Here is a 22,002-nt window from a genome sequence, read left to right as displayed (position 1 = left end):
CTGAACAGGCTTTTCTGAACAATCGCCCTCGTCGAAGGGGAGGGCGACGATGGCCAGACCGGAGGGCCCGTTACGGGCCGGGAGCCGTGAGCTGGGCGAGTTCGCCGCCGACCTGAGGGCCCTGCGGGAACGGGCGGGAGGCCCCACCTACCGGCGGCTGGCCCGGGACGCGCACTACTCGGCGGCGGCCCTGTCGGAGGCGGCGAACGGGCGGCGGCTGCCGAGCCTCGCGGTGACGTTGGCGTACGTGCGGGCCTGCGGCGGTGACGTGGTGGCCTGGGAGGGTCGCTGGCGGGAGGTGTCCGAACGGGTCGCCGACGCGAACCCGCGCACCCCGCCGACCGCCACCGAGGCCCCGTACACCGGGCTGGCGGCGTTCCAGGTGCACGACGCGGACCGGTTCTTCGGCCGCGACCGCGTGGTGCGGGAGCTGACCGACCTCGTCGCGCGGCGCCGGTTCGGCGGTGTGTTCGGCGCGTCCGGCTCGGGCAAGTCGTCGGTGCTGCGCGCGGGCCTGGTGGCGACGTGGAGCCGTCCCTCGGTCGTGCTCACGCCCGGCGCGCGGCCGGTGGAGGAGCTGGCGGTGCGGATCGCCGCGAGCACCGGCCGGGACGCCGCCGCGCTGGCCGCCGAGTTCACCTCCTACCCGGAGAACCTGCACCTGCGCGTCCGGCAGGCGCTCGTCGGCGGCGACGACGACCTGCTGATCGTGGTCGACCAGTTCGAAGAGGTCTTCACGCTGTGCCAGGAGCCCGCCGAACGGGCCGCGTTCATCGCCGCGCTGACCACCGCGTGCTCCGTGCCGACCAGCCGCACGCGGGTCGTGCTGGGGGTGCGCGCCGACTTCCTCGGCCACTGCGGGCAGTACCCGGAGCTGGTGGAGGCGTTGCGTGGCGGGCAGGTCCTGGTCGGCCCGATGTCGCCGGACGAGCTGCGCGAGGCGATCGTGTCGCCCGCCGTCGCGGTGGGCTGCAAGGTGGAGACCGCGCTGGTCACGCGCCTGGTCGCGGACGCGGCAGGCCAGCCGGGGGTGCTGCCGCTGGTGTCGCACGCGTTGCTGGAGACGTGGCGCAGGCGGCGCGGTGTGGCGTTGACGCTCGCGGGCTACGAGGAGGTCGGCGGGGTCGAGCACTCGATCGCGCGCAGCGCCGAGCACGTCTACCAGGCCCTGGGGCCGGTCCGGCAGCAGGTCGCCAAGCAGGTGTTCCTGCGGCTGATCGCGGTCGGCGAGGGCACCGAGGACACCAAGCGCCGCGTCGCCCGCGCTGAGGTGGACCACCACCCGGGCAGCGACGGCCACGAGGTGCTGACCGCGTTGGCGCAGGCCCGGCTGGTGGTGCTGGACCGGGACGCGGTGGAGCTGGCGCACGAGGCGCTGATCCGCAACTGGCCGCGGCTGCGCGACTGGATCGCCGAGGACCGGGCGGGCCTGCGGGTGCAGCGGATGCTGACCGAGGCCGCGCACACGTGGGAGGCGCTGGACCGCGACCCGGGCGCGCTGTACCGGGGCACCCGGCTGGCGCTGGTGCGCGAGTGGGTCGACGGCACCCGCGGTCCCCGGCTCACGCCGGGCGAGATCCGGTTCCTGGAGGCCAGCATCGCCGCGGACGACGCGGTGCGCGCTGGCGAGCTCCGCCGCACCCGCAGGCTCCGGCAGCTGGTGTCGGTCATGGCCGTGCTGCTGGTGCTGGCGTCCAGCGCGATCGTGTTCGCGGTCCGCGCCGAGCGGTCCGCGACCGAGCAGCGCAACATCGCGCTGGCGCACAAGGTGATCACCCAGGCCGCCGCGCTGCGCGACGCAGACCCCGCGCTGTCGTTGCAGCTCACCCTGGCCGCGCACCGGTTGGCGCCGCTGCCCGAGACGCGGGACGCGTTGTACGGCGCGTTCGCCGAGCCCTACGCGACCCGGATCGCCGCGGTGCGCGCGACCGCGATCAGCCCGACCGCGTCGCTGCTCGCCATCACCGACGACACCACCACCCGGGACGTGCGGCTGGTGGACGTCTCCGACCCGCACCACCCGGCGAACCTCGGCGCGCTGACCGGGCTGACCGACCCGCGGGTGCTGGCGTTCAACCGTGACGGCACGTGGCTCGCCGGCGCGTCCGACGACCACGTCGCGGTGTGGCGGGCGACGAACCCCCGGCAGCCCGTGCTCGTGCACCGGCTGGACGACCTGATGATCGCGCCGACGACGGCCTTGGCGTTCTCGCCGGACGCCCGCTACCTCGTGGCCGGTTTCCTCGACGGTCCGCCGCGGGCGTGGGACCTGACCGATGGCGCCAGGCCGGTGTCGGTGCCGTCGTTCGGCGGGTCGTCGTTCGGCGGGTCGTCGTCCGGCGTGGTTTTCCTCTCCGGGCACGTGGCGGCGGTCGTGTCCGGCGACGGGGTGCGCGCGGTCGACCTGGCCACCGGCGCGTCCGGTGTCCTGGTCGGCGGCGTCGGCGCGGTCACCGCGCTGGCGGTCGGCGACGAGGGCCGGCTGGTCGCCACGGCGGGGGACGACCGGGTGGTGCGGCTGTGGGAGGTCGCCGACCCGCGCGGGCCCGCCCGGCAGACCGCCGCCCTGCGGCACGGCGGCGACGTGCGCGGCTTGGCGTTGAACGAGGAAGCGCGGGTGCTGGCCACCGCGGGCGACGACCGGTCCGCCCGGCTGTGGGACGTCACGAACCGGTCCGCGCCGCTGGAGGCCGCCGAGCTCAACGGGCACCTCGGCCCCATCACCGCGGTCGGCTTCGCCGCGGGCGGACGGGCCCTGGTCACCGCGGGCGCCGACCGGTCGGCCCGGCTCACCGACCTCACCGACCTGCCGGTCGCGCACCCGGTGGCGCTGCGCTCGGTCGTGGTCGCCGCCGGACGGCCCCTGGCCGCCACCGTCGACGTCGAGGGCGAGCTGCGGCTCGTGGACATCTCCGCGCCACGCGGTCCGCGCACCGCCTGGCCGTTGACCGCGCACCCCGGCCGGGTCCGGACCGCCGCGCTCAGCCGGGACGGCGAGCACCTGGTCACCGTCGCCGAGGACGGGCCGGTGCGGGTGTGGCGCACCACCAACCCGGCCGCACCGGACCTGGTCGGCGAGGCGGGACGCGCGCAGGTGGTGGCGTTCAGCCCGAAGGGCACGCACTTCGCCACCGGGGGGCTGGACGGCGGGACGGTGCGCCTGTGGAACGTCGCCACCCTGGCGCAGGTCGCCGAGCTCACCGACCGGGTGGACCCGAACGTCCCGACCACCGCGCTGACGTTCGACGGCACGGGCGACCGATTGGTGGTCACCAAGCTCGGCGGGTCGGTGGACGAGTGGGACACCACCGTCCCGCTGTGGCCGGAGCGGCGGCGCCGCGACGCGTTGGGCGTCACCTACCCCACGGCGGTGGCGCCGGTGCCCGGGGGACTGGTGACGGTGGAGGGCGACGGCAAGGCCGTGGTGTGGCGCGAGCCGGGAGCCGACCACGACCGGCCGGCGCCGCTCACGTCCTCGGAGCCGCTGGGGTCGGGGGTGCGCGCGGTCGCCGCGTCGGGCGACCTGCTCGTGGTCGCGGGCACTGATGGGAACCTGCGCCTGTACGACGTGGCGGGCAGGCCGTCCCGCCAGTCGGCCGTGTTCGCCGCGCACTCGTCGGGCGCCGGCTCGGTGGCGTTCGCACCGGACCGCCACACCCTGGTCAGCGCGGGCGACTCGGTGCTCCGGTTCTGGGAGACCGACCTGGGCGCGGTGGTGGACCGGATCTGCGCCACCGCGTACCCCCGGATCAGCGCCGCGCAGTGGGCCGGGTACTTCCCGGACCTGCCGCACGAACCACCGTGCGCCAAGACCTGATTCCACTGAGTGGAAGGGATTCGGCGGCGGTGGGTGTCGGCGGGGCCGCGTCGCAAGATCACATCGTGAAGTTTTCCCGCCACTCATTGTGGCGGCGCACTTCTCTCTCTACATTGAGCCGGGTTGGCTGGGGTTGATCAACTGGGAAGAGGCGTTTGCGCGTGCGTGCGCTCACCCGAGGACTGCTCGGTGTGGCCGGGTTCCTCGTCATCTGGGAGCTGTTCGGCCGGTCCCGGCTGGTTCCCGCGGAGTACCTGCCACCGCCGTCCGTCGTAGCGGTGGAACTCGTGAAGTTGTTGGGGGATGAGGCTTTCCTGAGGGACGTCGTCGCGACGGTCCTCGCCGTGCTCATCGCCGTGGCGCTGTCGGTCGGGATCGCCGTCCCGCTCGGCCTCGTCCTGGGCAGCGTGGCGTCCGTTCGGCACGCCACCCGCGCCGTGGTCGAGTTCCTGCGCCCCATCCCGTCGGTTGCGCTGATCCCGCTGGCGGTCCTGATGCTCGGCATCGGACCGGAAACCAAGATCACCCTCGCGGTGTACGCGGCGATCTGGCCCATCCTGTTCAACACCATCTACGCGCTCGACGAGCTCGACCCCCTGCTGGTCGAGACCGCGCGCGCGTTCGGCTCCGGCCGGGTGCGCGTGCTGGCGTCGGTCGCGCTGCCGAGCGCGCTGCCGTTCGTGCTGACCGGCATCAGGCTCGCCGCCACGACGAGCTTGGTCGTGATCGTCAGCGTGGAGCTGCTGGAAGGCGGCTCCGGCGGTATCGGGCAGTACATCGCGATCGCGCGCAGCGGCACGGGCCGGATGGACATCGTCCTGGCCGGCACGGTGGTCGCGGGCGTGATCGGCTACCTGCTCAACGAAGGGCTGGACCGCGCCCAGCGTCGCTGGGTCGGGTGGAGCTCGGTCACCGGAGGTCGGTCGTGAACCGGTTCCTGCAGCGGTGGGCGGTGTTCGCGGGCCTCGTCGTGGTCTGGGAGCTGCTCACCTGGTACGCCGACGACCCGTTCTTCCCGCGCCCGACCGAGATCGCCGTGGCGGCGCAGGGGTTGTGGTTCTCCGGCCCGGCCGGTGACCTCTTCCTCACCGACACGGTGTTCGACCACGTGTTCCCGAGCGTCGGCCGGCTGTTCGGCGGCTGGGCGATCGCGGCGGTCATCGGCATCTCGCTCGGCGTGGCCCTCGGTCGCTCCCCGGCGGCCGCGGAGTACGTCGGGCCGCTGCTGACGTTCATGCGCTCGATCCCGCCGCCCCTGCTGGTGCCGGTGTTCATGCTCGTGTTCAGCGTCGGTACCACCATGCAGCTCGCCACGATCGTGTTCGGCGTGCTGTGGCCCATCCTGCTCAACAGCATCGACGGCGCCCGTTCCGTCGATGCCACGAAGTTCGAGACCTCGGCGGTGTTCCGCATCCCCAAGCCACAGTGGATCCTCGGTGTCGTCCTGCCCTCGGCGGCACCGAAGATCTTCGCCGGGCTGCGGGTCTCCCTGTCGCTGTCGCTGGTGCTCATGGTCGTGTCCGAACTCGTCGGTACCGACAACGGGATCGGGTCGCAACTCCTCGTCGCACAGCGGGAGTTCGACTTCCCCGACATGTGGGCCGGGATCATCCTGCTGGGTGCCCTCGGCTATGCCCTCAACACCGTGCTCCTCGCCTTCGAGCGCAAAGCCCTTGCGTGGCAACCGAAGCAGGAGCGCACCCCCGCGACGGTGGAGGAAAAAGCAGTATGACCGCGATGCTCGAAGTGGCCGACCTCGGCCACACCTACCAGGCGAAGGACGGCGCGCACACCGCGATCGCCGACCTGTCGTTCACCGTCGGCACCGGCGAGCTGGTCTGCGTCGTCGGCCCGTCCGGCTGCGGCAAGTCCACGCTGCTGCGCACCATCTCCGGCCTGATCCGCCCGACCCGCGGCGAGATCAGCCTGCACGGCAACGAGGTGCGCGGCGTGCCCGACGACCTCGCCGTGGTGTTCCAGGACTACAGCCGCTCGCTGTTCCCCTGGCTGACGGTGCAGAAGAACGTGGAGTTCCCGCTGCGCCGCTCCCTGGGCCGCGCCGCGCGCCGGACCCGCGCCGCCGAGGCGCTGGAGTGGGTCGGCCTGGCCGAGGCGGGCCGCAAGTACCCGTGGCAGCTGTCCGGCGGCATGCAGCAGCGCGTCGCGATCGCCAGGGCGCTGGCCTACCGGCCCGCGTTGCTGCTGATGGACGAGCCGTTCGCCTCGGTGGACGCGCAGACCCGGTTCGAGTTGGAAGACCTGCTGCTGAAGGTGCGCACCGAGCAGGACACCACGGTGCTGGTGGTGACGCACGACATCGACGAGAGCGTCTACCTGGGCGACCGGATCCTGGTGCTCTCCACGTCGCCCGCGTCCGTGGTGGCCGACCTGAAGGTCGACCTGCCCGCGCAGCGCGACCAGATCACCACCCGCGAGTCCGAGGCGTTCGTCGCGCTGCGGGGCGAGGTGGCCCGGCTGCTCAACGTCGGCAAGACCTCCGAGGAGGTCCGGGCCCGGCGCAAGGCGAACGAGCAGCAGGCGGCGAAGTGGGCCGAGGCGGAGCGGGCGGAGGCCTCGCGCGCCGAGGCCGAGGAACGCGCCGGCACGACCTGAAACGCCTATTCGTAGGCAACAAGGACGCCGGACGGGCGATCCGCGGCTTGCCGGCCCTCTCAAGGGCCGGCACCGGGGGTCGCCCGTTCTCGTGCGCGCGGCACTTCTCGTCATTACCGGGCGCGGGTTTCGACGGCGGTCGTTCGCAACGATTCGACATCTTTCTCGTCCCCGGCGACCGTCCAGGTGATCACCACGCCGTCGCCGGTCGATCACCCGCCGTGTGCGCCGAACGTTTTTCCGGTCGGTCCGGCGGGATATTCCATCGGTTATTCCTATGGTTCCGCGGCCCGTCGCCGGCGGAACTCCGGGCGCATTAGTCCGTCCACCGCGTGGAATTGGTGACGAATGCATCCGGCCGCCGGCGGCGCACACCCGATTCCGGGCGGATCGAAAATGTGCCGATCGGTCGATCGGTCCTCGCCTTGTTCTCCGGGTCGAGCGCACCCGGGTGCTCTGGCGGAGAACAAGGCGGCGGTAAACCGTGCTCAATGCGGGAGGTATTCCCGGAAAGGGACCCCGCTAATCGTGAGGTGTTCTGCTCAAGGCCCCACGTAGTTTTGGGCGAAATAGCCGGCGGACGATCCGGAGGCGATGAGGTGTTCGAGCCTGGCTTGACCCAAACGGCTCAGGAACGGCTCCGGCGAACGGTGGATCATGAAGACCATCCACTGCGAGAACTCCTGCGCACGCCAGACCCGTCGCAGGCATACTTCGGAGTAGCTCCGCAGGCCCGTCTCATCACCCGTTCGGTGGTACCTGGTCAGGGCGTCGGCGAGGACCTCGGCGTCGTGCAACGCGAGGTTCATTCCCTTTGCCCCCACCGGGGTGATGATGTGCGCGGCGTCGCCCAGCAGGTACAGGTTGCCGTGGTTCATTGGTTCGACCACGTGGCTGCGCATGTCCAGGATGCGCTTCTCCACGATGCGCCCCTCGGTCAGCTTCCAGTCGGAGTCCCGCAGCGCGAGCCGCTTGTGCAGCTCCGCCCACACCCGCTCGTCCGGCCAGTTGTCCACCGTGTCGTCCACCGGGACCTGCAAGTAGTAGCGCGAAACCGTGGAACTGCGGAGCATGTGACCCGCGAATCCGTCCGGGTGCAGCGCGTAAATCACCTTGTGGGTGGACGGCGGCGCCTCGGCCAGGACGCTCAGCCACTCGATGCCGTGCTGGTGGCTGAACTCCTGCACCGCGCCCGGCGGGATGCTGCGCCGCGTCACGCCGTGGAACCCGTCCGCGCCCGCGATGAACGAGCAGTCGAGCCGCTCCCGCGTGCCGTCGGCGTTCGTCCAGGTCAGGGCCGGTTCCGGCGACTCGATGTCGTGCAGTTCGACGTCCGCGACGGACCACCGCACGTCACCGCCGCGCTCGTCGACGTAGTGCCGCACGAGGTCCTGGACGACCTCCTGCTGCGGGTAGATGTAGTGCGTCTGGCCGTCGTACAGGGTGGCGTAGTCCACCTCGTACGCCTCGCCGTTCACCCGGAATTCGCACGCGCCATGCCTGTCCGCCTCTCGGAGCAACCGGTCCGCGAGCCCGTGCTCTGTCAACATTTGCACCGCGCGGTGCTCCAGCACCCCGGCGCGCGGCCGGGTCTCGATGTACTCGCGAGTGCCTTTTTCCAGCACCACGCAGGGGATTCCGGCCTCGCGGAGCAGGTTCCCCAAGGTCAATCCCGCGGGGCCCGCTCCGACGATGCCCACCGGGCGCCGGTTGCTCTGTACGGCCCATTCCGCGTCAAGATCGCTCACCGCATACCCCAACCTCTGGACAGCCTGTGCAAAGATGCTCACCGAAGGTAGTGGATCAGCCTTCGAGTGTCGGTCGACTGGGGTCTTGCCGAACCACTCGGGTCACTTTGAGTGGTTCTGCAGTGCCTCTGTCGCCCGTGCATCCTGCCCCCGCAAAGTCGTCACTCCAACAGGAGATGCCCCCCATGACTCGAAGAGTCGGCCTCTCGGCTCGAAGGATCTTCGGCGTAGTGTCCGCGGTCGCGATGCTCGCCGTGGTCTCCGGCTGCGGTCTCCTCGGTGGTTCCGAGGAGAAGCCCACCGAAGCAGCCGCTCCGGGCAAGGTCGAAAAGGCCAAGATCAAGCTTGGCCTGCTGCCCATCCTCGACGTCGCGTCGGTCCACGTCGCGATCAAGAAGGAGTACTTCAAGCAGGAGGGCCTCGAGGTCGAGGTCCAGTACCTCCAGGGTGGCGCGGCGGCCATCCCCGGCCTGATCAACGGCGAGCTCGACATCGCGTTCGGCAACTACGTGTCGTTCTTCACCGCCGAGTCGAAGGAGGCCGCGAAGGCCGCTGACGGCTTGAAGCTGGTCAGCGACGGGTACCAGGCCAAGGCCGAGATGTTCCTGATCCTGGCCAAGGCGAACTCCCCGATCAAGTCGCCCAAGGACCTCGAGGGCAAGACGATCGCGATCAACACGTTCAAGAACATCGCCGAGCTGACCGCGAAGGCCACGCTGGAAGCCAACGACGTCGACCCGTCCAAGGTCACGTTCAAGGAGTTCCCGTTCCCCGACATGGAGGCGGCGGTCGAGAACGGCCTGGTCGACGCGGCGTTCATGGTCGAGCCGTTCATCAGCCGGGCGCAGCGCAACAGCGGCCAGATCACCGTCATGGACGCGGCCTCCGGTCCGACCGCGGACATCCCGATCGCGGGCTACGCCTCCAGCGGCAAGTTCGTGAAGGACAACCCCAACACCGTCGCCGCGTTCCAGCGCGCGATGGCGAAGGGCCAGCGCGACGCGGCGGACCGCCCCACGGTCGAGCCGCTGCTGGTCGAGTACGCGAAGGTCGACAAGGAAACCGCCAGCCTCGTGCACTTCGGCGAGTTCCCGACCACGTTGGACGCCACCCGCCTGCAGCGCGTGGCCGGTCTGATGCGAACCTACGGCTTGCTGGAGAAGGACTTCGACGTCAAGCCGATGTTGGCCACCCAGTCGGGTAGCTGAGCTCCGGCGGGGGAGCTCGTCGCCGGGCTCCCCCGCCGGGTGTTTCCCGTTCGGGTCGAGGGCGTGAAAAAGTCATGAACGCCGGTTAGCGATCGTTTAGCACGTCCACGTGTGGTGCGCGCGACAATGGTTGATTTGCAAAGTACCGGCTACCTCGTCCGAACGGCGGTATGACTCGGCGGATTTTTCCACCAAGATCCACCGGGTTTGTAGGGATGTGTCGTTTCTCCGGGCTGGGGAGTGTGCTGACGGTGCGCGGTCACGACGACCACGCCTCCGGGAGAGATCCGGAGCGGATTCAACTCGACACGGGTGCCGCGGGAAGCGGTCCACCCGACTCGGGTCCCAGCACAGGCGCCGTGCCCGCCGACCGGGGAGTTTCCCGGTGGCGACTGCGGAACTGGCGCCTGCGCAGCAAGCTGGCCGTGGTGCTCCTGGTGCCCGCGCTGAGCACGCTCACCCTCGCCGGGCTGAGGTTGAACACCCAGCTGGACGACGTGGAGCTGTTCGGGCAGGTCCAACGGGAGCTCCAGCTGTCCGCGCAGGTGGCGGCGGTCTCCGACGCCCTGCAACTGGAGCGCGACGCCGCGGTCTGGTTCGTCGCGGGCGGACGCGTGGAGAACGCCGGCGAGTTCCAGACCCGCGCCAGCAAGGTCGACGCCGAGGTCGGCAGGCTGCGTGACGTCGCGGCCTCCACGACCGGTGTCGACGACGCGGTGCGCGAGTCGTTCCAGAAGTCGCTGCAGTCGCTCGACGGGCTCAACGCGCTGCGGAACACGGTGACCACCACGAAGTACCCGGACATCTCGGTGCACAGCGCCTACGGCCAGGTGCTGGCCGCGCTGGCGCAGGTGCACCGCGCGACCGCGAGCAGCCTGAGCAACGAGACGATCACCCCGCTGGCGGGTGCCAACCTCGCGCTGTACTCCGCGAAGGAGCAGCTGACGCAGCAGAACTCGATCCTGCTGTCCACGGCCAAGCGCGGCGAGTTCGCGCCCGGCCAGGCCAACGCGCTGCGCGCGGCGCAGTCCAGGCTGGACGCCGCGCTCACCGACTTCGCCGTCACCGCGAGCCAGGAGAACCGCCAGCTGCTGTCGGACACCGTGTCCGGCACGGCGGTGGACGCCCGCAACAGCCTGGTGCAGCTGGCGCTGGTGCAGCAGGCCGACGCAGGCAAGGTGTCCATTTCGGACGGTGACGTGCTGGCGGTCGGCGAGCAGACCGCGGTGCTGCTGCGGGAGGTCTCGCAGGACATCGAGCGGCAGTCCGACCGGGCGGCGATCGAGCTGACCGAGGCGGCCCGCGCGTCCGCGTGGCGTGACGCGGCGCTGGTCGCCGTGGCGCTGGTGATCGCGTTCGCCCTCATGGCCTTCGTCGCCCGCTCGATGCTGACGCCGCTGCGCGTGCTGCGCCGCACCGCGTTGGACGTGGCCCGCAACCGCCTGCCGGACGCGATCAAGCGGATCCGGACGCACCGCGACCCGGCGCGTGCCGCGGAAGAGGCGCTGGTGCCGGTGCCGATCAACACGACCGAAGAGGTCGGCCAGGTGGCCCGCGCGTTCGACGCCGTGCAGCGCGAGGCCGTGCGCCTGGCGGTCGAGCAGGTGGCGCTGCGCGCGAACGTCAACGACATGTTCATCAACCTGTCCCGGCGCTCGCAGGCGCTGGTCGAGCGGCAGATCACCGTCATCGACCGGCTGGAGCAGGACGAGCAGGACCCCGACCAGCTGGCCAGCCTGTTCGAGCTGGACCACCTGGCCACCCAGATGCGCCGCAACAGCGAGAACCTGCTGGTGCTCTCCGGCACCACGGTCAACCGCCGCGTCACCCGGCCGGTGCCGATCTCCGAGGTGCTCGGCGCCGCGGTGTCCGAGGTCGAGAAGTACGCCCGGATCCAGATCGCGCCCGCGCCGGAGCTGCGCGTGCAGGGCCGCGTGGTCAACGACCTCGCGCACCTCATCGCCGAGCTGCTGGACAACGCGACCGCGTTCTCCAAGCCCACCACCAAGGTGACCGTGCGGGCGATCGAGACCCGGCGCGGCGAGGTGTCCATCCGCATCCACGACCGCGGTGTCGGCATGCAGGAGCAGGACGTCGTCGAGGCCAACACCAAGCTCGCCGACCCGCCCGAGGTCGACGTGTCGGTGGCCCGCGAGATGGGCCTGTACGTGGTCGGCCAGCTCGCCAAGCGGCACAACATCCGGGTCACGTTGAGCAACAACGACGACATAGAGGGTGGCGTCACGGCCCAGGTCGTGCTCCCGGTCGACCTGCTGCACCGCGGCCCCGAGCCGTTGCAGCCCCGGCCGGTGCCCGCCGCGCTGCCCCAGCGGCAGGCCGTGCCGCAGCTGGAGGACAGCGGTGTCGGCGTGCTGGCCGGCGTGCCCAAGTGGACGCCGGAGATCGCGCCCGGCGGCTACGCGCCGCTGGAGATGCCCGCCTCGACCGGACCGCAGGTCGTGCACACGCACGAGGCGGAGCCGGGCGGGTACTTCCAGGTGGAGCAGACCCCGGTGGACGACCTGTTCACCGCCACCGTGACCGAGACCGTGCCGCCGCCCGGCGACGAGGTGCCGGACTACTCCTACCCGCCGTCGATGGGTGAGTCCTACCCGTCGTCGATGGGCGAGCAGGCGCCGGCCGCGGTCGAGGTAGAGGAGGACGACGCCTCCACGCAGCGGCTGCCGATCTACGAGGACGTGCTGTCGCGCTGGTTCCAGGGCGGCGAGGCGGAGGCCGAGGGCGCGGTGCGCGGCGAGGTCGCCGACCAGCGGCCCGCGGTCGCGCCGCCGGAGACCGCGTCCGAGCGGACGATGTTCGCCGACCGCGCCGAGCTCATGGGCACGGACGGCACGAGTGGCCACGACGGCACCGCGTCGGAGCAGACGGCGTACACCGACCGGTCCGACCTGATCACCACGCCGCCCGCGCCGGTGGCCAAGCCGACGCCGCCGAAGCCGCGCGGCGCCACCCCGGCCGGTCTGCCCAAGCGCGAGCCGGCGCCGTCGGCGATCCCGTCGTCCGGCGCCACGTCGACGCCCGGCTGGGGCGCGGCGGCGGACGACAGCTGGACGGCGGCGACCAGCGCGCTCAAGGCTCCCGTGGACGACACGACCACCGCGGGCCTGCCCAAGCGCGTGCCCAAGGCGCGCCTGATGCCGGGTTCGCTGTCCGCGCCCGCGTCGCGGGCGTCCGCACCGGCGGCCCAGCCGTCCGGCAACGGCGCCACGTCGGCGGGGGTGGTGACCGCGGCGCCGCCGCGCCGGTCGGCCGACCGGTTGCGCCAGCGCTTCGCCACCTACCAGCGGGGTGTTCAGCTCGGCCGCCAGGCGGGCGACGACGCCGGCCTGCCGTGGGAAGGTCCGACGTTCGGCAACGGGGAAGGCACCGCCAACGGAGGCGGTAACCAGACGGCCGCCTCCAGGGGCGGCAATCAGACCAAGGAGCAGAAGTGACCACCGCAACCGAGGAACTCGACAACTTCAGTTGGCTGGTCGATGACTTCGTCGCCCGGGTCGCGGGCGTCGCGCACGCGATCGTGGTCTCCGCGGACGGCCTGTTGCTCGCGTCCTCGGAGCGGTTGCCGATCGACCGCGCCGAGCAGCTCGCGGCCGTCGCGTCGGGCCTGGTCAGCCTGAACCTCGGCGCGGCGCGCTGCTTCGAGGCGGGTGACGTCAAGCAGACCGTGGTCGAGATGGAGCGGGGCTACCTGTTCCTGATGTCCATCAGCGACGGCTCGTGCCTGGCCGTGCTCGCGGCGCCCAACTGCGACATCGGCCTCATCGGCTACGCGATGACGCGGCTGGTCGAGCGGGTCGGCGTGCAGCTCACCCCGGAGATCCGCTCGCAGCTGCACGTCGCCATGCGCGGCTGAGGTCCCACCACCCGGCGAGGTCCTACTACTAGGGAAAGCAGAGCAACATGAGCGGTGGCGCTCCCGGACGGCCGGGGTCACCCGCGGCGAGCCTGACCGTCACGTCGACGAAGATCGTGGTGGCCGGCGGGTTCGGTGTCGGCAAGACGACCTTCGTCGGGTCGGTGTCGGAAATCGTGCCGCTGACCACCGAGGCGGTCATGACCGAGGCCAGCGTCGGCGTGGACGACCTGTCGGCCACGCCGAACAAGATGACCACCACGGTCGCCATGGACTTCGGCCGGGTGTCGCTGGACAGCGACCTGATCCTGTACCTGTTCGGCACACCCGGTCAGCACCGGTTCTGGTTCATGTGGGACGACCTGGTGCGCGGCGCGATCGGCGCGGTCGTGCTGGTCGACACCCGCCGGCTGTCGGACGCGTTCGCCTCGATCGACTTCTTCGAGGACCGCGAGCTGCCGTACGTGGTGGGCGTGAACTGCTTCGACGGCCTGCTGCACCACCGCATCGAGGACATCCGGGAGGCGCTGACGATCGACGAGTCGGTGCCGATCGTGCCCTGCGACGCGCGCAACCGGCAGTCGACCAAGCAGACGCTGATCACGCTGGTGCAGCACGCGATGCGACTGCCGACGTTCGCCTGATCCACCGGCACCTCGACGGGCCGCGACCGGAAATCCGGTCGCGGCCCGTCGCCGTGCCAGGGCACACTCGGCCGGGTGGCTGACTCTTTCCAGGACGCGGACCTGGCCGCCTACTACGACCTGATCAACGGCTTCGGCGAGGACGATCACTTCTACCTGGCGCTGGTGATGGCCGCGGACGCGGTGCTCGACGTCGGCTGCGGCACGGGCACGCTGCTCAAGGCCGCCCGCGCCGGCGGGCACGCCGGTCGGCTGGTCGGGCTCGACCCGGCCGAGGGCATGTTGCTCCAAGCCCGGCGCGCCGCGGACGTCGACTGGGTGCGCGGCGACCTCGACAAGGTCTCGTTCGACGGCGAGTTCGACCTGGTCGTGATGACCGGTCACGTGTTCCAGGTCTTCCTGACCGACGACGAGGTGCGCGCGCAGTTCACCGCCGTTCGCCGGGCGCTCAAGCCGGACGGCCGGTTCGCGTTCGAGACCCGCAACCCCGGCGCGCGGGCGTGGGAGCGGTGGACGCCCGAGAACGGCACCGACATCGTCGGCGACGACGGCGAACGGGTGCGCGTCGAGCACCGGGTGGAGAGCGTGGTCGACGGCGTGGTGTGGATGACGGAGACGTTCAGCAGCCCGGGGTGGCCGGAACCCCGCGTCGACCGGGGCGCCCTGCGGTTCATGGAGGCGGACGCGATCGACGGGCTGCTGCGCGAAACCGGGTTCGAGGTGGCCGAGCGCTACGGCTTCTGGGACCGCGCACCGCTGACCGGGACCAGCCGCGAGATCATCACGATCGCACGACCAGGTCCGCCTCCGGCAGCCGACCGTCGCTGACGACCAGCGCCCCGGACGACCGCACCAGCGGCAGCACGGCGGTCAACGCCTTGTGCGCCAGCGCTTCCCGCGGCGGCACGCAGGGCTCGACGCCGTGCAGGCCGTGACGCTCCACAGCGGACAGTTCCGGCAGGGCGAACGTGACGTCGTGCAGCAACCGGCGGACACCCATGTCCCCCAACGCGGTCAGGTTGTCCTCCACCGCGTCGAGGTCCTCGCCCAGGGCGCGCGCGGACAGGCTCAACCACAGCCGCTCCGGCGGCAGGCCCGAGGAGCGCAACGCCTCGGCGACCGGCGCGGTCAGGTCCGGGTCGCGCGACTGGCCCGCCGACAGCTGCACCAGCACCGGCAGCCGCTCGGCCGCGGCGAAGCCGCACGCCTCCTCCAGCACCCACTCGGCCAGCGGGCCGCCGAGCCCGAGCTCGTCGGCGAACCGCAGGCACTCACCGTGCGACACCGGGCCGTACTCCGCCTCGTGCCACCGCAGCCGTGCCGCCACCGCGACCTGGTCGCCGTCCCGGTCGACCGGCACGTAGTCCAGCGCGATCTCGCCGTTCTGCAAAGCACCCGGCATGGTCGCGAGCAGCGACAGCCGGGTGCGGTCGCGCGCGTCCTGCCCCTCGTCGTAGATGCCCCACTGGCCCTTGCCGCCGCTCTCCGCGCGGCGCAGCGTGCTGTGCGCCTGGCGCAGCAACGCCATCGCGTCCGACCCGCGGGCCGACGTGCGCACGAAACCCATGCCCGCGGACACGCCGACGCCGTGCCCGCCCAGCCGCACCGGCGCGACCAGCGCGGCCTCGATCGCCTCGGCCAGCGCGGAGATCCCCGGCGTGGAGGGCGAGTCCTCGATCAGCACGACGAACTCGTCGCCGCCCAGGCGCGCGACGGTGGCGTTCTCGCCGGCGACCACCTCGGTCAGCCGCCGGGCCACGACCTTCAGCAGCTCGTCGCCGGCCTCGTAGCCCAGGCCGTCGTTGACGATGGCGACGCTGTCCACGTCCAGGTAGCACAGCGTGATCGAGCCCGGCCGGCTCAGCACCTGCTCCAGCTTCGGCAGGAAGCTCTGCCGGTTGGGCAGGCCGGTCAGCACGTCGTGCAGCGACTGGTGGCGCAGGTAGTCCTGGAGCACCCGCTGCTCTGTGGTGTCCTCGACCACGGCGACGTGCCAGTGCGGCCTGCCTTCGGCGTCGCGCACCGCCGAGAGCGCCACGGTCGTCCACCGCTGGTCGCCCTCGGCGTCGGTGAACTGGCGCTGCACCTTGACCTCGTCGCCCGCGAGCGGCGTGCCGCTGAACAGGGTCGCCAGGTCGGCCGGGGACAGCATCGCCTCCAGTGCCGGGTTGGCGCCGACCAGCGCCCCGTGCGCGTCGAAGATCGCGATTCCCGCCGTGGAGCCGACGAAGACCTGCCGGAACAGCTCCGGCAGCGCCCACGCCTCGACCGCCGTGGGAGCGCTTCCCCCGGCGTGGGTGACTCGGGCGGGCTCGGTCATGTGTGGGTGCGCGGCGGTGGGTGAAGATCAGGTCAGTGCATCTTCCGGACCACCGGCCACCGTCGTCAAGGTTTCACCCGAACGGATTACACGCACACCCACTCGGTCAGCACCGTCGTGCCGCCGACGTCGCAGCGGAAGCGGACCGGGCCGGACGGCGGCGGGCCGAGCAGGAACAGGCCGAGCTCGTCCAGCTCCGCCTCCTCCACCGGCCCCGTCGCGGTGACCAGCGCGACCCGGCCCGGCCCCGCCGGCAGCACCTGGCCCGCGACACCCGCCTCGGTCACCTCGACCTGCACGGAGACGCCCTCGGCGTCGAACACGAGCTGCCGCGCGGTCTGCGTGGCACGCGCCCGCACCGCCAGCTCCTCGTCCAGGACGGAGTCGTAGCTGGTCAGCGCCAGCAGCTCGGCGTCGACCGTGCGCCACGTGAACGCCGCGCGCGCGGCTTCGAGCAGGTGCTCGGGCACGTCGCGCTCCTCGGCGAGCGCCGCGCCCAGCTCACGCAGCAGCACCTCATCGCTTTCCCACCCCGGATCGCCCTTCAACACCGACCACACCTCCTCCGCCCACCGGCCGCGGCTCGACCAGCTTCAGCACCGCGGGAGTCTTGCGCAACTTCTCCAGGCACCGGATCCGGGTGGGCCCGATGCTGCCCACCGGCATCGCCAGCTCCTCGCCGACCGCCGCGTAGCTCGGCGGCGGGTCGGCCATCAGCTTGGCCAGCAGCACCCGGCACTGCTCGGACAGCGAGCGGAAGCCCTCGCGCAGCGCCTGCCGCCGCTGGGCGGCCTCCAGCTCCTCGTCCAGGTCCGCGACCGCGTCGTCCGGGCTCGCCGGCTCGTCCTCGGACCGCGGGTCGAACGGCAGGGTGCGCTGCTGCATCCGCAGCATCCGCAGGCACTCGTTGCGGGTGGTCGTGGCGATCCACCCCGGCAGCGCGTCCGCCTCGCGGAGCCTGCCGAGCTGCTCGACCAGCCGCAACCACACCGTCTGGTGCACGTCCGCCGCATCCGCGTGGCGCAACCGGTGCCGGTGGACCACCGCCAGCACCAAGGGCGTGAACCGCGCGACGATCTCGTTCCACGCGCGCTGGTCGCCCTCCGCCGCCGCGCTCACGAGCTCGGCGATCGGGGATGCAGGGGTCACGTCCCCTCCTCTGGTCCAGGGGATGCCGCGCCTCCGCCCCGGTCTGCCCCGGCGCGGACCCCGGCCGGGTCAAGGATGTCGGATTTTTCGCTGCCACACACTACGGAGGCACTACCCGCCCCACAGATACATGCGAATCCACGCCGACGCGACTTCGCCGCGACGCGGACGAACACACCTACTCGACGAAGACGCCGTAGCCGGGGAAGAACTCGGGCTTGCCGTTGAGCAGCTGGTCGCGCGCGTCGACCGCCGACAGCCCGCGCTCGGTCATCGTCGCGGCGATCCGCCCGGCCACGTGCGGCGCGGCGAACGACGTGCCCAGCCAGTAGGCGAACCGGTCGTAGACGTCCACCGGCAGGCCCGGCAGCTCCCACCGGCCCTTCAGGAACGTGCTGGTCCGGTTGCCGACCGCGCACGCGTCCACCCAGTGCCCGTGGTTGGCGTAGCAGGCCGGGGCACGGCTGCCGTCGCGCTCCTCGGCGACCGCGGACACGGCGACCACGCCGTACAGCGCGGCGGGCCAGCTCGGGCGGGTGGTGCCCTGGTTGCCCGCGGACGCGACCACCACGACGTCGTCGGGCAGGGCGGCGAGCGCGCGGCGCAGCGGTTCGGAGGCGGTGTCGTCCTGGGTGAAGCAGCCCATCGAGATGTTGATGATCCGCACCTTCTCGTCGAACGACGACAGCGCGCGGACGAAGTCCTCCTCGGTGCCGAGCCCGTTCGGGTCCAGCGCCTTCTCCGGGTCGAACCGCACACCCGGCGCGGCCTGCCGGACCACGCCCGCGACGAACGTGCCGTGCCCGCCTTCGAGGGCGAACAGGTCGGACTCCCGGTAGGCGGCGTCCACCTCGTCGGTCTTCGGGGTGAACGCGGTACCCAGCCACAGCGGGTGGTCGGTCCCGGCGGTCCGGGAGATGCCCGTGTCCACGATGCCGACGACGACGTCCTTGCCCAGGTGGGTGGTGCTCTGGTCCGGGTCAGCCAGCGGCGAGCCGACGCGCGGCGGCTGGCCCGGGTTGCCGTGCATGTTGCCGCCGTGGCCGACCAGCACGTGGTGCGGCTGCACGAACGGCACCCGCTCGCCCGGCCACTGCGCCGGGTCGCGCAGCAGGCGCACGACCTCCGGGATGTCGTCGGCGTTGCGCGACAACATCAACCTGCTCATCCCGGCGAAGTCCCGGCCCCGGTCGTTGCCGATGTTGTTCTGGGCGAGCTTGCGGCTGACCCGCGCGACGTCCTCGGGGATGGTCAGCAGCTCACCGGCGACGAAGACGAACTCCCGTCCGCGCTCGGGGTGGAGGCGGTAGCTCTTGTGGGCGCTGATCACCCGGCTGAAGGCTTCCTGGTACAGCTCGGAGCGATTCGACGGTTCGGACACCGAGGCCTCACAGCAGCGTCGACGGGTGCTGGGCGTGAGCAAGCTACCACAGCGATCAGCGCCCGACCTGGTAATAAGGTGAGTTGTGGCAGGGGTTTCCGCCGCCGCAGCGCTGGAAGCCCGGCAACGGGATCCGCGCGCGGCCATCGAGATGGGCCGGTCCGCGCTGCGGGCGGCGCGGGCGTCGGGCGACGACGAAGAGGCGTCCGCCGCCGAACGCGCGATCGGTCTCGCGTGGCGCGAGTTGCACGACTTCGACGCGGCGCTGCGCCACCTGCGGCGCTCGGTGCGGCTCGCCGAACGGGCCGGTTCGGCGCGGGCGGCGGCACTGGCCCGGATGAGCATGGCGTTCGTGCTGTCCAACACCGGGCGGCACGCGCAGGCGTTGCGGGCGATCAACGAAGCCCTGCCGCACCTGCGCGGCGTGGACGCGGGCAGCGGCCGGATGCAGCGGGGCCTGGTGCTGCACTACCTGTGCCGGTACGACGAGGCGTTGCGCGAGTACAACGGCGCGATCGAGGTGGTGCGCCGGTTCGGCGAGCGGCTGGTGGAGGCGCGGGCGCTGAACAACCGCGGCCTGCTGCGCGCCTACACCGGCGGCCTGCGCGCGGCGGACGAGGACTTCGACCGCGCCGCCGTGCTCTACCGGGACCTGGACCAGGCGCTGGCCGTGGCGGACGTGCGGTGGAACGCGGGCATCTCCGCGTCACGCGCGGGTGACGTGCCGCGGGCGTTGACCATGTTCGCCGAGGCCGAGCGCGAGTACCGGCGGCTGGCGGTGCCGCGGCCCGCGCTGCTGATCAACCGGCTGGAACTGCTGGTGTCCGTGCCGCTGCTGGAGGAGGCGCGGGCGGCGGCCGACCGGGCGCTGGAGGAACTGGGCGGCGACCTCGTGCTGGCCCGTTCGGAGGCGTTGTTCTACCGGGCGCGGATCGCGTTGCTGGAAGGCGACCTGGACCTGGCCGTGCGGATGGCGGCGGCGGCGCGCAAGGGTTTCCGCCGGGAGAAGCGCGACGTGTGGGCGGAGGGCGCGCGGCACGTGGAGCTGCGCGCCGCGTACCTGAGCGGGCAGCGCACCAGGGCGCTGGTGACCGCGTTGACCGGGGTGGCGTCCCGGCTCGACGCGCTGGGGTGGCGGATGGCCGGCCTGGAGGCGCGGGTCGACGCCGCGCTGGTGGCCCGCGACCTCGGCGACCGGTCGCGCGCGGTGGCGGAGCTGACCACGGCGGGCGCCGCCCGGCGCGGCGGACCGGCGGCGCACCGGGTGCAGGGCTGGTACGCCGAGGCGTTGCGGCGCGACCTGCTCGGCAACGCCCGCGGCGCGCAGATCGCGTTGCGGCGCGGGCTGGCGCTGCTGGACGAGTACCGGGTGTCGCTCGGCGCCACGGAACTGCGGGCGTTGAGCGGTGCGCAGGGAGCGGCACTGGCGTCGGAAGGCCTGCGCACGGCGGTCGCCGGCGGCCGGGCCGGACGGGTGCTGAGCTGGGCGGAGGCGTGGCGGGCGGGCGCGCTGCGGATGACACCGGCCCGGCCGCCGGAGGACTCCGGGCTGGCCGACGCGTTGGCCGAGCTGCGGGCGGTCACGGCGGACCTGGAGGTGGCGCCCACCGCCGGACGGCCCACGGCGGTGTTGCGGCAGCGGCAGGTGCGCGGCGAGCAGCGGGTGCGCGAGCTGACCCGTCAGGCCGGTGGCGGTGGCGCGGTGTTCAAGCCGCCCGCGGTCGGCGAGCTGGCCCGGGCGCTGGGCACGTCGGCGTTGGTGGAGTACGTCGACCACGAGGGCGAGTTGCTGGCCGTGGTGGTGGCGGGCGGACGGGCGTCGCTGCACCGGCTCGGCCCGCTGGACGGCGCGCTGCGCGAGCTGCGGCTGCTGCGGTTCGCCCTGCACCGGCTGGTGACGTTGCCCGAGCACGTCGACCGCACGGCGGTGCGCGCGGGCGCCGAGCACGCGGCCCGGCTGCTGCAGAACCGGCTGCTCGGCCCGCTGCGGCGGCGGCTCGACGACCGGCCGCTCGTGCTGGCGCCGACCGGCCGGCTGGGTGGCCTGCCGTGGTCGGCGCTGCCCGCGTGCCGCGGCCGTGCGGTGACGGTGGTGCCCTCGGCCACGGTGTGGCTGCGTGCGGCCACCTCCACCCTGGTGTCACACGATCGGGCGGTTCTGGCGGCGGGTCCGCGGCTGCCCGCCGCACCGACCGAGATCACGGCCATCTCGTCGCTCGGCTCGGTGCCCGCCTCGGTGCTGGTGGGCGGTGCGGCGACGGTGGACGCGGTGGCGTCCGCGATGGACGGCGCACCGCTGGCGCACGTGGCCGCCCACGGCTCGTTCCGCGCGGACAACCCGCTGTTCTCCGCGCTCGAACTGGCGGACGGGCCGCTGACCGTCTACGACCTGGAACGGCTGCGCACACCACCCGCCCTGGTGGTGCTGTCGGCGTGCGACTCGGGGCTGTCGGCGGTGCGGCCCGGCGACGAGGTCATGGGGTTCACCGCGGCGCTGCTCGGGCTCGGCACGCGCACGCTCGTCGCGCCGGTCATCCCCGTGCCGGCCGAGGTGACCACACCGCTGATGGTCGACCTGCACCGGCGGTTGGGGCAGGGCCAGGCGCCCGCGGTGGCGCTGGCCGGCGCGCAGGAAGCACACCGGGGTGACGGTGATGCCGCGTTCGCCGCCAGCGCGGGCTTCCTCTGCTTCGGCGCCTGAGTTTCCGGCTTCGACCTTCTCCTCGACACCGCGTCGTGGAAGGGTTGGCGCCGTGGACCCGAAGGACATGCTGGCGGTGGCGGTGGCCGAAGCACGTGCCGGGCTCGCCGAGGGCGGCATCCCCATCGGCGCGGCGCTGTTCACGGCCGGCGGCACCCTGCTCGGCAGCGGCCACAACCGGCGGGTGCAGGACGACGACGCCTCCGTCCACGCCGAGACCGCCGCGTTCCGCGCGGCGGGCCGCCGCAGGACCTACCGCGACACCGTCATGGTCACCACGCTGTCACCGTGCTGGTACTGCAGCGGTCTCGTTCGCCAGTTCGGGATACCCCACGTGGTGATCGGCGAGGCCCGGACGTTCCACGGCGGTCACGACTGGCTCGCCGAACACGGTGTCGAAATCACCCTGCTGGATGACGACGACTGCGTCCGGCTGATGACGGACTTCATCGCCGCCAAGCCGGAACTGTGGTTCGAGGACATCGGCCAGGATTAACGCGCCGCGCCGCGCACCGACACAATCCCGACACGGGCCGACGCCACCATC

The 22,002-nt window shown here is 72.3% G+C and carries 16 protein-coding genes; 11 read left to right on the top strand and 5 right to left on the bottom strand.

The window, feature by feature from the left end:
• Positions 1-49: 49 nt before the first annotated feature.
• The 4 genes from B0I31_RS28725 to B0I31_RS28710 all read left to right on the top strand — a co-directional run bounded on the left by B0I31_RS28725 (position 50) and on the right by B0I31_RS28710 (position 6,430).
• Complete coding sequence (locus B0I31_RS28725) at positions 50-3,817, top strand: nSTAND1 domain-containing NTPase (RefSeq protein WP_106618496.1); 3,768 nt, start codon at positions 50-52, stop codon at positions 3,815-3,817.
• Positions 3,818-3,978: 161 nt separating this feature from the next.
• Positions 3,979-4,746, top strand: coding sequence for an ABC transporter permease (locus tag B0I31_RS28720; RefSeq protein ID WP_106618495.1), 768 nt, complete (start codon positions 3,979-3,981; stop codon positions 4,744-4,746).
• Positions 4,743-5,549 (top strand): ABC transporter permease, encoded by an 807-nt coding sequence (locus B0I31_RS28715; protein ID WP_106618543.1) that lies wholly within the window; start codon positions 4,743-4,745, stop codon positions 5,547-5,549. Before B0I31_RS28720 ends, B0I31_RS28715 begins: the two co-directional genes overlap by 4 nt.
• On the top strand, positions 5,546-6,430 hold the full coding sequence (locus B0I31_RS28710; RefSeq protein WP_106618494.1) for an ABC transporter ATP-binding protein: 885 nt from the start codon (positions 5,546-5,548) through the stop codon (positions 6,428-6,430). Before B0I31_RS28715 ends, B0I31_RS28710 begins: the two co-directional genes overlap by 4 nt.
• A 542-nt stretch (positions 6,431-6,972) precedes the next feature.
• On the opposite strand, the gene B0I31_RS28705 is transcribed toward B0I31_RS28710, so the two are convergent.
• The gene (locus B0I31_RS28705; RefSeq protein WP_245950519.1) at positions 6,973-8,130 is read right to left on the bottom strand and encodes a 4-hydroxybenzoate 3-monooxygenase; all 1,158 of its coding nucleotides are present in this window, start codon (positions 8,128-8,130) and stop codon (positions 6,973-6,975) included.
• Between the two features lie 278 nt (positions 8,131-8,408).
• On the opposite strand from B0I31_RS28705, the gene B0I31_RS28700 reads away from it, so the two are divergent.
• From B0I31_RS28700 to B0I31_RS28680, 5 genes are all read left to right on the top strand, one after another.
• Positions 8,409-9,386, top strand: a complete 978-nt coding sequence (locus B0I31_RS28700; RefSeq protein WP_245950508.1) for an ABC transporter substrate-binding protein — start codon at positions 8,409-8,411, stop codon at positions 9,384-9,386.
• Positions 9,387-9,745: 359 nt separating this feature from the next.
• A complete protein-coding gene (locus B0I31_RS28695) occupies positions 9,746-12,841 on the top strand; it encodes a sensor histidine kinase (protein WP_245950507.1) in 3,096 nt (1,031 codons plus the stop codon).
• The gene (locus B0I31_RS28690; RefSeq protein ID WP_073890506.1) at positions 12,838-13,260 is read left to right on the top strand and encodes a roadblock/LC7 domain-containing protein; all 423 of its coding nucleotides are present in this window, start codon (positions 12,838-12,840) and stop codon (positions 13,258-13,260) included. Before B0I31_RS28695 ends, B0I31_RS28690 begins: the two co-directional genes overlap by 4 nt.
• A gap of 47 nt (positions 13,261-13,307) precedes the next feature.
• Positions 13,308-13,904 carry a GTP-binding protein gene (locus B0I31_RS28685; protein ID WP_073890503.1) on the top strand — a complete coding sequence of 199 codons (597 nt, stop codon included), beginning with the start codon at positions 13,308-13,310 and terminating at the stop codon, positions 13,902-13,904.
• Positions 13,905-13,979: 75 nt separating this feature from the next.
• Positions 13,980-14,732 carry a class I SAM-dependent methyltransferase gene (locus tag B0I31_RS28680; protein ID WP_219910836.1) on the top strand — a complete coding sequence of 251 codons (753 nt, stop codon included), beginning with the start codon at positions 13,980-13,982 and terminating at the stop codon, positions 14,730-14,732.
• Here the strand turns inward: B0I31_RS28680 and B0I31_RS28675 are convergent.
• The 4 genes from B0I31_RS28675 to B0I31_RS28660 all read right to left on the bottom strand — a co-directional run bounded on the left by B0I31_RS28675 (position 14,686) and on the right by B0I31_RS28660 (position 18,754).
• Entirely contained in the window at positions 14,686-16,224 is a 1,539-nt protein-coding gene (locus B0I31_RS28675; RefSeq protein WP_106618491.1) for a diguanylate cyclase domain-containing protein, read from the bottom strand. The two genes, B0I31_RS28680 and B0I31_RS28675, sit on opposite strands and share 47 nt — an antisense overlap.
• A gap of 86 nt (positions 16,225-16,310) precedes the next feature.
• Complete coding sequence (locus tag B0I31_RS28670) at positions 16,311-16,775, bottom strand: hypothetical protein (RefSeq protein WP_245950506.1); 465 nt, start codon at positions 16,773-16,775, stop codon at positions 16,311-16,313.
• Positions 16,741-17,373 (bottom strand): RNA polymerase sigma factor, encoded by a 633-nt coding sequence (locus tag B0I31_RS28665; RefSeq protein ID WP_106618489.1) that lies wholly within the window; start codon positions 17,371-17,373, stop codon positions 16,741-16,743. Before B0I31_RS28665 ends, B0I31_RS28670 begins: the two co-directional genes overlap by 35 nt.
• A 178-nt stretch (positions 17,374-17,551) precedes the next feature.
• Positions 17,552-18,754 carry a S8 family peptidase gene (locus tag B0I31_RS28660; RefSeq protein ID WP_106618488.1) on the bottom strand — a complete coding sequence of 401 codons (1,203 nt, stop codon included), beginning with the start codon at positions 18,752-18,754 and terminating at the stop codon, positions 17,552-17,554.
• Between the two features lie 85 nt (positions 18,755-18,839).
• On the opposite strand from B0I31_RS28660, the gene B0I31_RS28655 reads away from it, so the two are divergent.
• Positions 18,840-21,455: a CHAT domain-containing protein gene (locus tag B0I31_RS28655; RefSeq protein WP_181320482.1), complete on the top strand. Its 2,616-nt coding sequence runs from the start codon at positions 18,840-18,842 to the stop codon at positions 21,453-21,455.
• A 67-nt stretch (positions 21,456-21,522) separates the two neighbouring features.
• On the top strand, positions 21,523-21,951 hold the full coding sequence (locus B0I31_RS28650) for a nucleoside deaminase (protein WP_106618540.1): 429 nt from the start codon (positions 21,523-21,525) through the stop codon (positions 21,949-21,951).
• The last annotated feature ends 51 nt before the right edge of the window (positions 21,952-22,002 follow it).

It is taken from the genome of Saccharothrix carnea (assembly GCF_003014735.1).
Taxonomy (GTDB): Bacteria; Actinomycetota; Actinomycetes; order Mycobacteriales; family Pseudonocardiaceae; genus Actinosynnema; species Actinosynnema carneum.
The sequence above is the reverse complement of the archived record's forward strand: the minus strand, read 5'-3'. Positions and strand labels throughout refer to the sequence as shown.